This window comes from Streptomyces sp. HUAS ZL42, from assembly GCF_040782645.1.
Taxonomy (GTDB): Bacteria; Actinomycetota; Actinomycetes; order Streptomycetales; family Streptomycetaceae; genus Streptomyces.
Map to the genome: position 1 here is coordinate 3,352,548 of NZ_CP160403.1, position 14,745 is coordinate 3,367,292.

A 14,745-nucleotide genomic window follows, 5' to 3' on the forward strand; every position below is an offset into this window, starting at 1 on the left:
AACAAACCGATAGGATCGTCCCATGCGCCGTTCGAAAATCGTCTGTACTCTCGGCCCCGCGGTCGACTCCCACGAGATGCTCGTGTCCCTGATCGAAGCCGGCATGAACGTGGCCCGCTTCAACTTCAGCCACGGCACGCACGCCGAGCACCAGGGCCGGTACGACCGTGTCCGCGCCGCCGCCAAGGAGACCGGTCGCGCGATCGGTGTCCTCGCCGACCTGCAGGGCCCGAAGATCCGCCTGGAGACCTTTGCCGAGGGTCCCGTCGAGCTCGAGCGGGGTGACGAGTTCGTCATCACGACCGAGGACGTCCCCGGCGACAAGCAGATCTGCGGGACGACGTACAAGGGCCTGCCCGGTGACGTCGACCGCGGCGACCAGATCCTGATCAACGACGGCAACGTCGAGCTGAAGGTCCTGGACGTCGAGGGCCCGCGGGTGCGGACGATCGTCATCGAGGGCGGTGTCGTCTCCGACCACAAGGGCATCAACCTGCCCGGCGCGGCCGTGAACGTGCCCGCGCTGTCCGAGAAGGACGTCGAGGACCTGCGGTTCGCGCTGCGCATGGGCTGCGACATGGTCGCGCTGTCCTTCGTCCGCGACGCGGGCGACGTGCACGACGTGCACAAGGTCATGGACGAGGAGGGCCGCCGGGTCCCGGTCATCGCCAAGGTGGAGAAGCCGCAGGCGGTGGAGAACATGGAGGACGTCGTGATGGCGTTCGACGGTGTGATGGTCGCCCGCGGCGACCTGGCCGTCGAGTACCCGCTCGAGCGGGTCCCCATGGTCCAGAAGCGCCTGATCGAGCTGTGCCGTCGCAACGCCAAGCCGGTGATCGTGGCGACCCAGATGATGGAGTCGATGATCACCAACTCCCGTCCGACCCGCGCCGAGGCCTCCGACGTGGCCAACGCGATCCTGGACGGCGCGGACGCGGTCATGCTGTCGGCGGAGTCCTCGGTCGGCGCGTATCCGATCGAGACCGTCAAGACGATGTCGAAGATCGTCCAGGCGGCCGAGCAGGAGCTGCTCGCCAAGGGCCTGCAGCCCCTCGTCCCCGGCAAGAAGCCGCGTACGCAGGGTGGTTCGGTCGCCCGTGCCGCCTGTGAGATCGCGGACTTCCTGGGCGGCAGGGGCCTGGTGGCCTTCACTCAGTCCGGTGACACCGCCCGCCGTCTCTCGCGCTACCGCGCGACCCAGCCGATCATCGCGTTCACCACCGACGAGAACACCCGCAACCAGCTGGCGCTCAGCTGGGGTGTCGAGTCCCACGTGGTGCCGTTCGTCGGCAGCACCGACGAGATGGTCGACCTGGTGGACCAGGAGATCACCAAGATCAACCGCTTCAACGACGGCGACATCGTCATCATCACGGCCGGCTCGCCCCCCGGCGTGCCCGGCACCACCAACATGCTCCGCGTCCACCACCTCGGTGGCGGCAACTGACCCGCCCCTAAAGGCGGTTGTACGGCGCTGAGGGCGCCCCCTGGGTCAGGGGGCGCCCTCAGCGCGTGTGCGGCTCCCGAACGGGCTTGTGCGGGCACTCAGCCCGTCGTGTAGACGTGCATCCCGGGGACGTGCAGGGATCCGCCGAACTGGGCGGCCTGGGTGACCTTCACGTTGGTGAAGTAGATCAGCGGGATGTTCAGCGGCGGAGGGTTGTCCGGGGTGAACGTCACCGGGATCAGTCCGAACAGGTTGCCGGAGATGCTCTCGGTGTACATCACCGTGTCGCCGTCGCGGATCGTGGACGTCGTGCCCTTGCCCGCCTGCACGTGGTACGTCTTGCCGGACTGCTTGTCGTTCACCAGCTGGTGCAGGTCGCCGATGTCGGTGCCACCGGAGATGACGTACTTCAGGACCTTCTTCTTCGTTCCGTCGGCGGTCTTCACCTCGACGATGCCCTGGTAGTCGGCGCCCTTCAGCAGCAGCGAACTCGCCTGCAGGTACCAGGGGTCGTTCGCGACGGGGACCTTGTTGTCGACGCCGCTCTCGTCCTCCGTGGCGGCCGGGCAGTCCTCCGCGTCGGTGGTGGAGCTCGCGGAGGGGCTCGGGGACGAAGTGGCCTCCTCGGCCGCCTCCTTCACCGCCTCCGTGGTGTCCTCGGCCGCCTCGGACGCCTTCTCGGTGGTGTCCTTCACCGTGTCGGTGACCTTGTCGGTCGTGTCCTTCACGGGGTCCGACGCGTCCGAGTCCTCGCTGTCCTCGCTGCCGGACGCCGGCGACGACGAGGCGGACGCGGACGGCGTGGGGCTCGCGCTCGACGTGGCGCTGTCGCCGCCCGTGAAGACGTCCGTGATCGCGTCGCCGATCGTCTCCAGCAGGTTCTTGTCGGTCTCCGACGCCGAGGGGGACGCCGTGACCGTGCTGCCGCCGTCGGCGGACTTCTCCGCGGACTGCGAGGCGGACGGCGAGGGCTCGGCCGCGTCCCCGGAACCCGAACCCGACGAGGAGCCGTCCGAGGAGTCCGACGTGGCCGAGGGCTTCGGCGTGGACTCCGTGCCGTCGTCCGTCTTGTCGTCGGCCGAGTCGGAGCTCTCCGAGGCGGACGGCGACGGCGAGGCGGAAGCGGAGGCGGCGTCCTCCAGCGCCGCCAGGCAGTCCTTGTACTCGTCGGCCGTCAGGCTCTTCGAGGCGGGCTGGTCCTCGGCGTTGGCGAGCGTGGGCGTGAAGCCCATCCCCATGAGGACCGCGGTCGGCATCGCCGCCAGGGCTATCGCCTTCCCGGCGGGCATGTGGAACCTGGTGAACAGCGGCTTCTTGGGTGCCGCATGGCGCGGCCCGGTTCTCACACGGGACTTGTCCACCTCAGTCCCGTGGGTCACCTCGTCAGCCGGCACTGTGCCTCCCGTTCGCCCCGTTCGCCGGGCTCGTTCCTGACAGATCGTTCGGCTCGTCCGCCCCGTCCGCGGTCTTCGTGACGTCCACGACCGGAGCCGCGGGGGCATCGCCGTAGACCGGGCCCGCGGGGGCACCTTCGGCGACGGCTCCCTCGGGGGCACCGCCCGCTCCCTGCACGGCACCCTGCGCCGGCTCCGGCGCGGGCGGCGCACCCGGCGCCCAGGCCACGGCCATCGCTCCGCCGATCAGCGCGAGCAGGAAGCCGATGAGGAAGCCGCCGAGGTTGGACACGGGGATGGACACAAGCGCCAGCAGGATCGCCGCGACGCCCGCGAAGACCCGTACGTGCTTCTGGAACCAGAGGCTGACACCCAGGACGACGAGCAGCACACCGATGATCAGGGACCCGGCACCCGCCGTCGTGGCCATCGCCAGCGTCAGATGGCCGATCTGGAGGTGCGCGTACGGGAAGTAGGCGATGGGGAGTCCGCCGAGGAGGACGAACAGGCCGGCCCAGAACGGCCTCGTGCCCCGCCAGGCGCGGAACTGCTGCCTGCGGCGATCGAACTGGCCGGGGGCGACAGGGGTCTCGGCGCTCATGGAAAACAGCTCCCTGGTGCGGCGTTGCTGTGGTGGTGAGTTGTACTGCGTGTGAAGATCCGGGCGTCAAGGTGGACGGGCGGGGGCGCCATCGGCTCCCCCGCCCGTCAGAGAGTGCTTAGTAGCACTCCTTGACACCCGTCGAAAGCGACATCTTCAGGCCGCTGAGCTTGAAGGTTCCGGCGGTGGTCGCCCACGCCGTCTGCTTCACGTCGGTCAGCTCCGCCGACTCCGCCTGCTGGGCGAAGCCGTACGGGTTGGCCGTGTCGCCGCTCTTGATGCCGGGACCCTTGCTGAGGTCCTTGCCGGCCACACCGATGTCGATGCCCTTGAACGTCGCGTCCGCGCTCAGGTCCTCGACGTCGATGTAGAGGTTCTCGGCCTGGACCGGCGTGCCCCCGCCACCGGCCGTCAGCTTGAGGCTGACCGAGCCGAGCAGCGGGATGTTCGGGGTGACCACGGACTGGCACATGTTCGTGATCGAGGCGCTCTTGAACGCCGAGACGGCGACGGCGTGAGCCGTCTTCTTGCCGTCGAGGGTGTAACCCGAGTCAATGGCGCCGTACTGCGAGAAGCCCGTACCGACGAGCTTGTCGGCCGTGACCTTGAACGACTGCCCCGAAACGCTGAACGACGCGGCCAGAGCGCCCTGCGCGAGGGCGACACCTATCGCGGCCGTCGCGGCGACGCTGGGCACCATGACCACAGCGAACCGCTTCCATCTGGTCCCGCCACGCACCTGGGACTCCATATTTCCTCCTTCTCGGACGTACATCTCCTGGCCCCGACTCGCCCCCGAGTACGGCGGCTCAGCCGGGCAGGGATGGGAGAAGTGCTACGTCCTCGGGAAGGAGCGCCCGCGCATCGGAGGCGCGAACCGCGCCCGAATCACCGGCGATCACCCCCGAGCGACAACCACTGGTCGCGCCTGACACGCATCACGCACAACCTTTCTGGACAGGCTTCACCGCGAGGTGAAGACCCCCCTGCCCAAGAGCCGGCGCCACTGCTGCCGTCGGCTCTGCTCGGTGGGGACCCAGAGGATCCCGTCGACCCGACCGGCTGTCGGGCGTACGGGAATGGACCGAGCGTGGCCGATCGTGGTGCATTCTCGCCGCCCGCACAAGGGGGTTCGTTACTCACTAGTAACGGCCGGATAACCGAACAACGACCCCCCGGTCTCGGACAGCCACGCAGGGTGGTGTCAAGCGCCGGGACAAAACAGTTGACAACTGGACGGAATCCGACAGACCAAGGGCTGCGACTTACTTGGAGTAACAGCGGCCGCGTTTACCAAGATTTGGTAAAGCGCGGCCGCAGTGACGCTACGTCGGCAAATCTTTCACTCGGGCACCACAGGCCCCGGCGTTTAGCGACTGGTCAGAACGGGGCCACCGCCCCGCTCCAACTCCCCCTAGAACAAGGCCCGTGCCAAGGCACGTCGTGCCGCGGCGACCCGCGGATCCTCCGCCCCCACCACCTCGAAAAGCTCGACGAGCCGCAGCCGCACCGCGTCCCGGTCGTCACCCACCGTGCGCTGCACCGTCTCGATGAGCCGCCCGAACGCGTCCTCGACATGACCGCCGACGAGATCCAGGTCGGCCGCGGCGATCTGCGCCTGCACGTCCTGCGGCTTGTCGGCCGCGTCCTTGCGCACCTGCTGCGGGTCCGCGCCCTGCACCCGCTGGAGCAACTCGGCCTGGGCGAGCCCGAGTTTGGCCTCCGAGTTGCCCGGATCGTCGACCAGCACGTTCTTATACGCCTGGACCGCTCCGGCCAGGTCGCCCGCGTCCAGGGCCTGCACGGCGGCCTCCAGCAGCGCGTCGTACGGCCCGGCGGGCGTCGCGGGAGCCGCCGTGCGGTCGCCCGGCTCGGCGTCGGGGTCGACGGTCAGCCCGGTCAGCCCGAACCGCTGCTCGGCGACCTGCACCAGCTGATCGAGCGTCTGCCGGATCTGCGCCTCACCGGCGGCGCCCTGGAAGAGCGGCAGGGCCTGCCCCGCGACGACGGCGAACACGGCCGGAATCCCCTGGATCCCGAACTGCTGCATCAGCATCTGGTTGGCGTCGACGTCGATCTTGGCAAGCAGAAACCGCCCGTTGTACTCGACGGCGAGCCGCTCCAGGACCGGGCTCAACTGCTTGCAGGGCTGGCACCACTCGGCCCAGAAGTCGATGACGACGGGCACCTCGGCGGACCGCTGCAGGACGTCACGCTCGAACCCGGCCTCATCGACGTCGATGACGAGATCGGCGGGCGACACGGCCCCCGCCCCGCCCTGCCGGGCGGCATCGGCGCGCGCCTGCTCCGCCTTCGTCTTGGCCTCCTGGGCCGCCTTCACCGCGGCGAGGTCGACGACTCCGCTCATGGACATGTTCCGTGGCTGCATGCGTCTATCCTCCCCCGTTCTCCGCGTGTGTGTGAAAAGCCACGGAAACCCGGGCCGACCGCGTCCTGTCCGGCGCCGGGTCCCCACCCCACGCCGCGTGCTCGTCACCCGTGTACGTCCGTCACGGGCTTACGCTACGAGTCGTAGCGTAATGGCACCGCGTGCCTCCGGGACACCACACCTTGGTGATCTCCCTCACGGCGTCACGGAAACCACCTGTCGTGAACCCGCCGGTTATCGTCGGGGGATGCAGAGCCGCACCCCCGCCGTCCGCGCCGGCCGTCCGCGCAGCGCCACCGCGGACGCCGCGATCCTGGCCGCGACGCGGGAGGCCCTGGTCGACCTGGGCTGGTCGAAGCTCACGCTGGGAGACGTGGCGACGCGGGCCGGGGTTGCCAAGACGACCCTCTATCGCCGCTGGGCCGGCAAGAACGAACTCGTCGTCGACGCGGTGGCCGAACTCTTCGACGAACTGCGCCTGCCCGACCGCGGCAGCCTGGCCGCCGACATCGAGGGCGTGGTCCTGCAGTTCGCCGCGATCCTCGCCCGTCCGGAGGCCAGGAGCGGCCTGATGGCGGTCGTGGCGGAGGCCACGAGGGACGACGCCCTCCGCGAACGCATCCGCGCGTCGATCGTCGACCGCCAGAAGCGGCTGGTCCTGGAGGGCCGGGCGCGCGCCCAGACCCGCGGCGAACTCCCTCTGGAGACGGACCCCGAGGAAGCCGCCCGCACGGTCGACCTGATCTTCGATATGGTGGCGGGCGCGGTGGTCCACCGCACCCTGGTGAGCGCGGAACAGGCGGACGCGGACTGGGTACACCGCTTCACCGCGGTACTGGTCGCGGGCCTGGGCGCGACGGGCGGCGTGTCCCGGGTGTATTGATCACGAGCATTGTCGACACACGCTGTCCAGGACCAGGGGATCGTTCAGAAGCCCGCCGGCTCGGTGTACACCCCCCACTCGTCCCGCAGCACGTCACAGATCTCGCCGAGCGTCGCCTCGGCCCGTACGGCATCCAGCATGGGCTCGATCATGTTCGAGCCGTCACGCGCCGCCGCGAGCATCGCGTCGAGCGCGGCCCGTACGCGGGTGTCGTCCCGCTGCGCCCTGCGCCCCGTGAGGATCCGCACCTGTTCGCGCTCGACCTCGTGGCTGATGCGCAGGATCTCCAGGTCACCGGTGACGGAGCCCTCGTGGCAGTTCACGCCGACGATCCGCTTGTCACCCTTCTCCAAGGCCTGCTGGTACCGGAACGCCGACTCCGCGATCTCCCCGGTGAACCACCCGTCCTCGATCCCCCGCAGGATCCCGGACGAGACCGGCCCGATCGGGTGCCGCCCGTCGGGATGCGCCCTCAGCCCCCGCTCCTTGATCTGCTCGAAGATCTTCTCCGCGTCCGCCTCGATCCGGTCCGTCAGCTGCTCGACGTACCACGAACCGCCCAGCGGATCCGCCACGCTCGCGACCCCGGTCTCCTCCATCAGGACCTGCTGTGTCCTGAGCGCGATCTCCGCGGCCTGCTCCGAGGGCAGCGCAAGCGTCTCGTCCAGAGCGTTGGTGTGCAGCGAGTTCGTCCCGCCCAGCACCGCCGCCAGCGCCTCCACCGCCGTGCGCACCACGTTGTTGTACGGCTGCTGGGCGGTCAGCGAGACACCCGCGGTCTGCGTGTGGAACCGCAGCCACTGCGCCTTGTCCGACGTCGCGCCGTACACGTCCCGCATCCAGCGGGCCCAGATCCGCCGCGCCGCGCGGAACTTGGCGATCTCCTCGAAGAAATCGACGTGGGCGTCGAAGAAGAAGGACAGACCGGGCGCGAACACGTCCACGTCCAGCCCGCGCGACAGACCCAGCTCCACGTACCCGAACCCGTCCGCCAGCGTGTATGCCAGCTCCTGCGCCGCCGTCGCACCGGCCTCGCGGATGTGATAGCCGGAGACGGACAGCGGCTTGTAGGCGGGGATGCCGGCCGCGCAGTACTCCATCAGGTCGCCGATGAGGCGGAGGTGCGGCTCGGGCTGGAAGAGCCACTCCTTCTGGGCGATGTACTCCTTGAAGATGTCGGTCTGCAGCGTGCCGTTGAGCACGGAGGGATCCACGCCCTGCCGCTCGGCCGCGACCAGGTACATGCAGAAGACCGGAACCGCCGGCCCGCTGATCGTCATCGACGTGGTCACATCGCCCAGCGGGATGTCCCTGAACAGGACCTCCATGTCGGCGGCCGAGTCGATCGCCACACCGCAGTGCCCGACCTCGCCCAGCGAGCGCGGGTCGTCGGAGTCGCGTCCCATCAGCGTCGGCATGTCGAAGGCGACCGAGAGGCCGCCCCCGCCCGCCGCGAGGATCATCTTGTAGCGCTCGTTGGTCTGCTCGGCGTTCCCGAACCCGGCGAACTGCCGAATGGTCCACGTCCGCCCCCGGTAGCCGGTGGGATACAGACCGCGAGTGAAGGGGTACTCCCCCGGCCAGCCGATCCGCTCGAAGCCCTCGTACCTGTCCCCGGGGCGGGGGCCGTACACCGGCTCCACGGGATCCCCGGAGAGCGTGGTGAAGTCGGCGTTGCGCCTGCGTGCGGCGTCGTACCGGGCCTGCCAGCGGCGGCGGCCCTCCTCGATGGCGTCAGCGTCCATGTAGTCAAATTTACTTGGACGTCCTAGTAAATGTCGACGGCTGGCCGCGATTTACTAGGACGTCCGAGTAAATTGCCGTGGGCAACCGCCGCAAGCAGCGCTCTCGCGGCGGTGCGGTCAGGGCGTGCGGATGATCCCGAAGACGCGCCCTGAGCCTGCCCTGAGCCTGCCCTGAGCCGGCCCAGAGCCGGCCCTAAGCCTTGACGGCGGCCGCCGCGTCCTCGGCGACGCCTGCCCCGAGCTCGTGGGTGACCTTGCGCTCCACGAAGAAGGCGGCCGTCGGGACCGTCCCCGCGAGCAGCACCCACAGCAGCTTGCCGACCGGCCACTTCGCCTTGGATCCCAGGTCGAAGGCGAAGATCAGGTAGACCACGTACAGCCAGCCGTGGGCGATGCCGACGACGCTCGTGAAGTCCGCGGCACCGTCGATCTCGAGGACGTACTTGGCGATCACGCCCAGGGTCAGCAGGACCAGCAGCACACCGGTGACGTAGGCCATGACGCGGTAGCGGGTCAGCACGCTTTTTTTCATGGAGTCGAGCGTAACCACCCGTTCCGGGAGATCTTGCCGCGGGTCACTCGTCGTCGAAGTCGTGCGCGGCCACCCGCAGCGGCCGCAGCATCGCGAAGATCTCCCCGCACTCCTCCGCGTCGTACACACCGAGCCCGAAGTCCATCGCCATCAGATCGCGGGTGGCCGCCTCGACCACCTCGCGGCCCTTGTCGGTGATGGAGGCGAGCGTGCCTCTGCCGTCGTTGGGGTTGGGCCGCTTGGCCACCAGGCCGGACTTCACGAGGCGGTCCACGGTGTTCGTCACCGACGTGGGGTGCACCTGGAGCCGCTCGCCGATCTTGGACATCGTCAGCTCGCCCTCCTTGGAGAACGTGAGCAGCACCAGCGCCTCGTACCGCGCGAACGTCAGTCCGTACGGCTTGACCACCGCGTCCACCTCGGCGAGCAGGATCTGGTGCGCCCGCATGATCGAGGTGATCGCGGCCATGGACGGCACGTTTCCCCAGCGCTGCTTCCAGAGTTCGTCGGCGCGCGCGATGGGATCGAAGGGAAGACTGAGCGGCTTCGGCACGTCTCCAGACCTTACCGGCCGGTCATATGCCGGTCAGCCCCGTCTCGGCTATCGGTCCTTCGGGCGGCCCCCGGCGGTCGGGCCGTTTGCGCCTTGGGTCCGGTGGGCGGGTCGGGGGTGTGGTGGCAGGGCGGGGCTGTCGCGGGTTGCGCGGTGGCCTCCGGCGGTGGTGCCGTTTGCGCCGTGGGTCCTGGGTGGGTCGGGGGTGTGGTGGTGCGGCGAGCCCGTCGCGGGTTGCGCCGTGGCCCCCGGCGGTGGTGCCGTCGCGCCTGGGCCGGGTGAGCGGGGCGGGGTGTGGTGGTACGCCGAGCCCGTCGCGGGTTGCGCCGTGGCCCCCGGCGGTGGTGCCGTTTGCGCCGTGGGTCCGGTGGGTGGGTCGGGGGTGTGGTGGTACGGCGAGCCCGTCGCGGGTTGCGCCCCTCTGCCCGCTGCCACAGTGAACGGCGTGGGGACCAGCTAAGCGACGGGCTGCGCCGCACCACCACACCCCGCTCCGGCGCGCGGGCGACTGCGGGTGCGTGCGGGGCGCGCTCAGCCATGCCGCCCGACCGCGGGCCCGCGGCGCAGCCGCCGTGTCCATCCGCGGGCGGGCTCAGCCACCTTGTTGGTCCGCGGGCCCGCGGCGCAGCCATCGTGCCCATCCGCGGGCGCGCACCGCGCTCAGCCACCTCGTTGGTCCGCGGGCATGCGTGCCGCCTGGGGCGGCACGGGTGGGCGCGGGCGGCACCCCGCCAGCGCCGGGTTGCGCCACCCACCCCACGCCGGCCGCAGCACCGGGTGCCCGTGCGGGCCGCAGGCTCTGACGGTGCCGGGCCGCACAACCCACCCCGCATCAACAGATCAGCCTCGGCCCGTTCTCCGCAGCCGGTGCCTGACCGCCCGTTGTGCCACAGGCCCGAGCTCCTCCAACGCCGCCACCAGCGCGCCCAGTTGCTCCAGGGCATCCAGGGCGGCACCCGCTCCGGCCGCGTCGACCCCCTCGTACAGCTCGATTCCGACGAACGAGGCGGCCACCGCCCGCGCCAGTCCCGACGGATCCGTGAACTCCCCGAAGGGGGTCGTCGCGAGGACCCGGCTGAGGACCTTCTCTATCTCGGCGATCCACAGCTCGAGACCCGCGGCCGTGGCCGGGCCGAGGGTCGCGTGGGTCTGCGCGCCGGCGAGGAGCTGGCCGAGGAGGGCGACATGTCCGCCGGCCCGCTCCTGCTCGTGGATCTGACGGCCCACGACGAGGAGTTCGGAGAGCGAGGTGACCTCGTCGAAGCGGGCGCGGTAGCGGGACACCGTGCGTTCCGCGCCGTACCGGCATGCCGCTGCGAGGAGTTCGTCCACCGAGCCGAAGTGGTAGAAGACCAGCGCCTGGTTGACGCCGGCCGCCGTCGCGATCGTACGGGCCGACGTCTTGGCGATCCCCTGTTCGGTGAGCGTGCGCAACGCGCCCTCGAGCAGTTTCGTCTTCGTCTCCTGCGACTTCGCCGTCTCGGGGCTCACGCGCGCGGCTCCTCGCGGACCGGGCGCAGACCGGGGCGTACCCCGCAGGCCCGGATGTCCTGGTAGGCCGCCCTGAAGGTGCCCTCGTAGCCGAAGAGCGGGCCGAAGTACCGGTTCACGACCCGGACTTGGATGCGGAAGCGGTCGGTCGTGTCGTCGTAGGACTCGCGGACCTCCGCGGTGGCGCCGATGAGTTCGGGGACGCGGACGTCCACCATGCCTTCCCTGAAACGGTGTTCCCCCGAGCGGATCAGCAGCGAGCCGTCGGGCTCGGCGTGGAAGTGGAGGTCGCTGGCGAGGTGCTGGTGGGTGCCGAGGTAGTCGAGGATGCGGTCACCCTTGGGGCTCAGCACCATCTGGGCGTCGAAGCGGCGGGAGCGGCCGGGCAGGTCGAAGGTGCGTACGAAGGTCACCGTCTCACGGCCGAAGCCGTCGGTGTACGGGACGTTCTCGATGGTGAAGGGGATGTTTTGGCCGGCTCGCGGGACCAGGATGTTGCGGGTGGCGCCCAGGGAGAGGAACGGCTTCACGAAGGGCGCCCCGTGCCAGACGCGATGCATCACACCACGGCCCGTGCACGCCTCGCCGCTCGCCAGGCCGACCGAGAAGCGGCGCTGCAGCCGGGGGTGGAGGCGGTCGAAGTCGGCGCCCATCACGGTGCGGAAGATGGAGGTCATCGCGGGTTCTCCAGGGTGCGCAGGAGACGGGGAGCGCGTACGCGGGTGGGCGGCTGGCGCAGGCAGCGGCGGGCCGCCGGCGTGCAGGCCAGGGGTTGTTTGAAGAGGGCCACGCAGACGGCGCCGGCCAGCAGGAGGGGGCACAGGTAGGCCATGGACGCCGCGAAGGGTCCGAGGAGGCGGAGGGGGGAGCCAAGGCCCAGGCCGGTACAGGCGACGGTGATGACGGCGGCGCGTACGGCCAGTTCCGCGAGCCAGTTCAGCAGGGCGCGCTCCGGGGTGATGCCCCGCTCCAGCCAGAGGCGCAGGCGGTCGAAGGACCAGGCCGTCGCCCAGCCCATCAGCGGGCGCAGGACCAGCCGGTCGGCCAGCGCGCCGAAGGCGCCCCAGCGGGGGCGGTAGTCGTAGCCGGTGAGGAAGCGGACGCCGTCGCCGTCCGGGATGTAGCGCCAGTAGCCGCTGCCCTCGGCGAGCAGGGAGAGCGGGTGCGGGGAGGAGAAGCGCAGGGCGGAGGTGCGGGTGCCGTCCGGGCGCTCCCGCTCGCCCGCCGACACGCCGGTGCCGGCGATCGTGAGGAAGGGCAACACTCGGGTGGCGTACCGGAAGCGTTGTGGTTCGCCGTCCGAGCGCGGGAGATGGTCGATCTCGGTGAAGCGGAGGTCCCAGCGCTGATGCTGGGCCGGTTCCTGCGTGCGTGACCACAACTCGTCGAGGTCGGCGCGGATGCGTGCCTCTATGTAGAGCCCCGTGAGCCCCATGGCGAATCCCCCAGTTCAGCTCGCTCTTTGAGCGACTGCTCAAACACTCTGGCAGGCAACGTACACCTCTTTGAGCGATCGCTCAAACATGCGGGACGGGAAAACCCCGGCCCATGAGGACCGGGGTCTCGGCTCTGCCGGGCCTACTCGGCCAGGTACCGCTCGACCGTCTCCACCTTGGAGGTGAGCCCGTCCGTCACTCCGGGCCGGATGTCCGCCTTGAGGACCAGGGACACCCGCGGCGCCCGCTCCTCGACCGCGGCCACTGCGCGCCTGACGACGTCCATGACCTCGTCCCACTCCCCCTCGACGGAGGTGAACATCGCGTCGGTGCGGTTGGGCAGCCCCGACTCGCGGACGACACGGACGGCGTCGGCGACGTACTCCCCCACCTCGTCACCGACACCGAGCGGCGTCACGGAGAAGGCGACGATCATGCGTTCACGACCCCTTCCTTGCGGGCGCGGGCGGCGATGACCGCGTCCTCGGCCTCACGGCGCAGCCTGCGCTCGGCGAGGAAGCCGCCGGCCGGGAGGACCGACAGGACGAAGTAGAGAGCGGCGGTCTTCAGGTCCCACTTGGCGCGGTTCCAGGCGTCCGCCCAGAAAACGACGTACAGGATGAACAGGAGGCCGTGGACCGAGCCCATGACGGGCACCGCGTTGAACTCCGTGGTCCGCTTCAGCACCGAGCAGACGAGCAGCAGGAGGAAGGAGACGGCCTCGGGGGCCGAGACCAGGCGGAGGCGGCGGAGGGCGGTGGCTGTCTTCAGGTCCACGGGTCACCTTCGGTGGGAGATACGTCGATGGTCTGCAGGAGCGCTCTTGTTTGTGAACGCATGCACAAGCGTTCGCCCATTGTGGCAAACGGCCGGGCGGATGCCGGTACGGGGGCCGCCCGGCGCGCCCCTAGGGGTGCGGTCAGGGTTCGTCTCCACCCGCAGACTCTGTCGGAAGGGGCCTGGTGACGGCTACCTTCCCTGCGTGGCGATGTTCCGATTGCAAGGCAGCAAGGTGCTCGCCGTCGACATGACCGGGGACGCCGTGAAGGCGAAGAACGGCTCGATGGTCGCGTACGACGGTCAGATGGCCTTCAAGAAGCTCAGTGGCGGCGGTGAGGGGCTGCGGGGGATGGTGACCCGCCGGCTCACCGGCGAGCAGATGACCGTGATGGAGGTGAGGGGGCAGGGGACGTGCTGGTTCGCCGACCGAGCCTCCGAGATCAACCTCGTCAATCTCCAGGGGGACAAGCTGTACGTGGAGTCGAGCAACCTGCTCGCGACGGACGCCGGACTGCGGACCGGCACGACGTTCACGGGCCTGCGCGGGGCCTCGCAGGGCAACGGGCTGTTCACGACGACCGTCGAGGGGCACGGACAGGCGGCGATCATGTCGGACGGGCCCGCGGTGGTGCTGCGCGTCAGCCCGCAGTTCCCGCTGAGCGTCGACCCGGGCGCCTATGTCGCGCACCAGGGCGACCTGCGGCAGTCCTTCCAGTCCGGTGTGACGTTCCGCACGTTGCTCGGGGAGGGCGGCGGCGAGGCCTTCCAGATCCGCTTCGAGGGGGACGGCCTGGTGTACGTGCAGCCGAGCGAGCGCAACACGATCGCGGGGGACGTGTGACATGCCCTTCCGCGAGATCAACTCGAAGATGATCGAGGCGACGGTCATGCCGGGCCAGCGGCTGTTCAGCCAGCGCGGCGCCATGCTCGCCTACAAGGGCGAGGTGTCCTTCACGCCCAACGTGCAGGGCGGCCAGGGCGGCGTGATGTCCATGATCGGGCGCCGGCTGGCCAACGAGGACACACCCCTGATGAGCGTCGAGGGCAGCGGCACGGTCCTCTTCGGCCACGGCGGCCATCACGTCCAGGTCATCAATCTCACCGGCGACACCCTGTACGTCGAGGCGGACCGTCTGCTCGCCTTCGAGGGAACGCTCCAGCAGGGCACGATGTTCATGGGCTCGCAGGGTGGCGTCATGGGTATGGTCCGGGGCCAGATCAGCGGCCAGGGCCTGTTCACCACGACCCTCAAGGGACACGGCGCGGTGGCCGTGATGGCCCACGGGGGCGTGTTCGAGATCCCGATCACCCCGCAGCGCCCCGTCCACGTCGACCCCCAGGCGTACGTCGCCCACCACGGAGACGTACGCAACAAGCTGTCGACCGCGCTGGGCTGGCGGGACATGGTGGGCCGCGGCTCGGGCGAGGCGTTCCAGCTGGAGCTCAGCGGCAGCGGTGTGGTGTTCGTCCAGGCCTCGGAGGAGAAGCTGTGAG

General features: G+C 69.9%; 16 protein-coding genes. 4 read left to right on the plus strand and 12 right to left on the minus strand.

Going from position 1 to position 14,745, the window contains the following annotated elements:
* Positions 1-22: 22 nt before the first annotated feature.
* Complete coding sequence (gene pyk, locus ABZO29_RS15225; protein WP_367320723.1) at positions 23-1,447, plus strand: pyruvate kinase; 1,425 nt, start codon at positions 23-25, stop codon at positions 1,445-1,447.
* Between the two features lie 98 nt (positions 1,448-1,545).
* Here pyk and ABZO29_RS15230 read toward each other — a convergent pair whose 3' ends face one another.
* The 4 genes from ABZO29_RS15230 to ABZO29_RS15245 form a co-directional block, all read right to left on the minus strand.
* Positions 1,546-2,841, minus strand: a complete 1,296-nt coding sequence (locus tag ABZO29_RS15230) for a hypothetical protein (protein ID WP_367320724.1) — start codon at positions 2,839-2,841, stop codon at positions 1,546-1,548.
* Positions 2,831-3,442, minus strand: a complete 612-nt coding sequence (locus tag ABZO29_RS15235; protein ID WP_367320725.1) for a DUF6114 domain-containing protein — start codon at positions 3,440-3,442, stop codon at positions 2,831-2,833. The genes ABZO29_RS15230 and ABZO29_RS15235 overlap by 11 nt, the downstream gene beginning before the upstream one ends.
* A 118-nt stretch (positions 3,443-3,560) precedes the next feature.
* Positions 3,561-4,193 (minus strand): DUF6230 family protein, encoded by a 633-nt coding sequence (locus ABZO29_RS15240; RefSeq protein ID WP_367320726.1) that lies wholly within the window; start codon positions 4,191-4,193, stop codon positions 3,561-3,563.
* A 663-nt stretch (positions 4,194-4,856) separates the two neighbouring features.
* Positions 4,857-5,831 (minus strand): tetratricopeptide repeat protein, encoded by a 975-nt coding sequence (locus ABZO29_RS15245; RefSeq protein ID WP_367320727.1) that lies wholly within the window; start codon positions 5,829-5,831, stop codon positions 4,857-4,859.
* Between the two features lie 247 nt (positions 5,832-6,078).
* On the opposite strand from ABZO29_RS15245, the gene ABZO29_RS15250 reads away from it, so the two are divergent.
* The gene (locus ABZO29_RS15250) at positions 6,079-6,714 is read left to right on the plus strand and encodes a TetR/AcrR family transcriptional regulator (protein WP_367320728.1); all 636 of its coding nucleotides are present in this window, start codon (positions 6,079-6,081) and stop codon (positions 6,712-6,714) included.
* A 44-nt stretch (positions 6,715-6,758) separates the two neighbouring features.
* Here the strand turns inward: ABZO29_RS15250 and ABZO29_RS15255 are convergent, their stop codons facing one another.
* The 8 genes from ABZO29_RS15255 to ABZO29_RS15290 form a co-directional block, all read right to left on the minus strand.
* Positions 6,759-8,459, minus strand: a complete 1,701-nt coding sequence (locus tag ABZO29_RS15255; protein WP_367320729.1) for a methylmalonyl-CoA mutase — start codon at positions 8,457-8,459, stop codon at positions 6,759-6,761.
* Positions 8,460-8,652: 193 nt separating this feature from the next.
* Positions 8,653-8,991: a DUF3817 domain-containing protein gene (locus ABZO29_RS15260; protein ID WP_367320730.1), complete on the minus strand. Its 339-nt coding sequence runs from the start codon at positions 8,989-8,991 to the stop codon at positions 8,653-8,655.
* 43 nt (positions 8,992-9,034) lie between these two features.
* On the minus strand, positions 9,035-9,544 hold the full coding sequence (locus ABZO29_RS15265; protein WP_367320731.1) for a MarR family winged helix-turn-helix transcriptional regulator: 510 nt from the start codon (positions 9,542-9,544) through the stop codon (positions 9,035-9,037).
* An 840-nt stretch (positions 9,545-10,384) separates the two neighbouring features.
* A complete protein-coding gene (locus ABZO29_RS15270; protein WP_367320732.1) occupies positions 10,385-11,035 on the minus strand; it encodes a TetR/AcrR family transcriptional regulator in 651 nt (216 codons plus the stop codon).
* Positions 11,032-11,712, minus strand: a complete 681-nt coding sequence (locus ABZO29_RS15275; protein ID WP_367320733.1) for a DUF4166 domain-containing protein — start codon at positions 11,710-11,712, stop codon at positions 11,032-11,034. Before ABZO29_RS15275 ends, ABZO29_RS15270 begins: the two co-directional genes overlap by 4 nt.
* Positions 11,709-12,470 (minus strand): hypothetical protein, encoded by a 762-nt coding sequence (locus ABZO29_RS15280; protein WP_367320734.1) that lies wholly within the window; start codon positions 12,468-12,470, stop codon positions 11,709-11,711. Before ABZO29_RS15280 ends, ABZO29_RS15275 begins: the two co-directional genes overlap by 4 nt.
* Positions 12,471-12,613: 143 nt before the next feature.
* Positions 12,614-12,907 (minus strand): MTH1187 family thiamine-binding protein, encoded by a 294-nt coding sequence (locus tag ABZO29_RS15285; protein ID WP_367320735.1) that lies wholly within the window; start codon positions 12,905-12,907, stop codon positions 12,614-12,616.
* Complete coding sequence (locus tag ABZO29_RS15290) at positions 12,904-13,248, minus strand: DUF3817 domain-containing protein (RefSeq protein ID WP_367320736.1); 345 nt, start codon at positions 13,246-13,248, stop codon at positions 12,904-12,906. Before ABZO29_RS15290 ends, ABZO29_RS15285 begins: the two co-directional genes overlap by 4 nt.
* Positions 13,249-13,459: 211 nt before the next feature.
* Between ABZO29_RS15290 and ABZO29_RS15295 the strand changes: the two genes are divergently transcribed.
* Together ABZO29_RS15295 and ABZO29_RS15300 are read left to right on the plus strand one after the other, a co-directional pair.
* Positions 13,460-14,092, plus strand: coding sequence for an AIM24 family protein (locus ABZO29_RS15295; protein ID WP_367320737.1), 633 nt, complete (start codon positions 13,460-13,462; stop codon positions 14,090-14,092).
* Between the two features lies 1 nt (position 14,093).
* Complete coding sequence (locus ABZO29_RS15300) at positions 14,094-14,744, plus strand: AIM24 family protein (protein WP_367320738.1); 651 nt, start codon at positions 14,094-14,096, stop codon at positions 14,742-14,744.
* Position 14,745 lies beyond the last annotated feature (1 nt).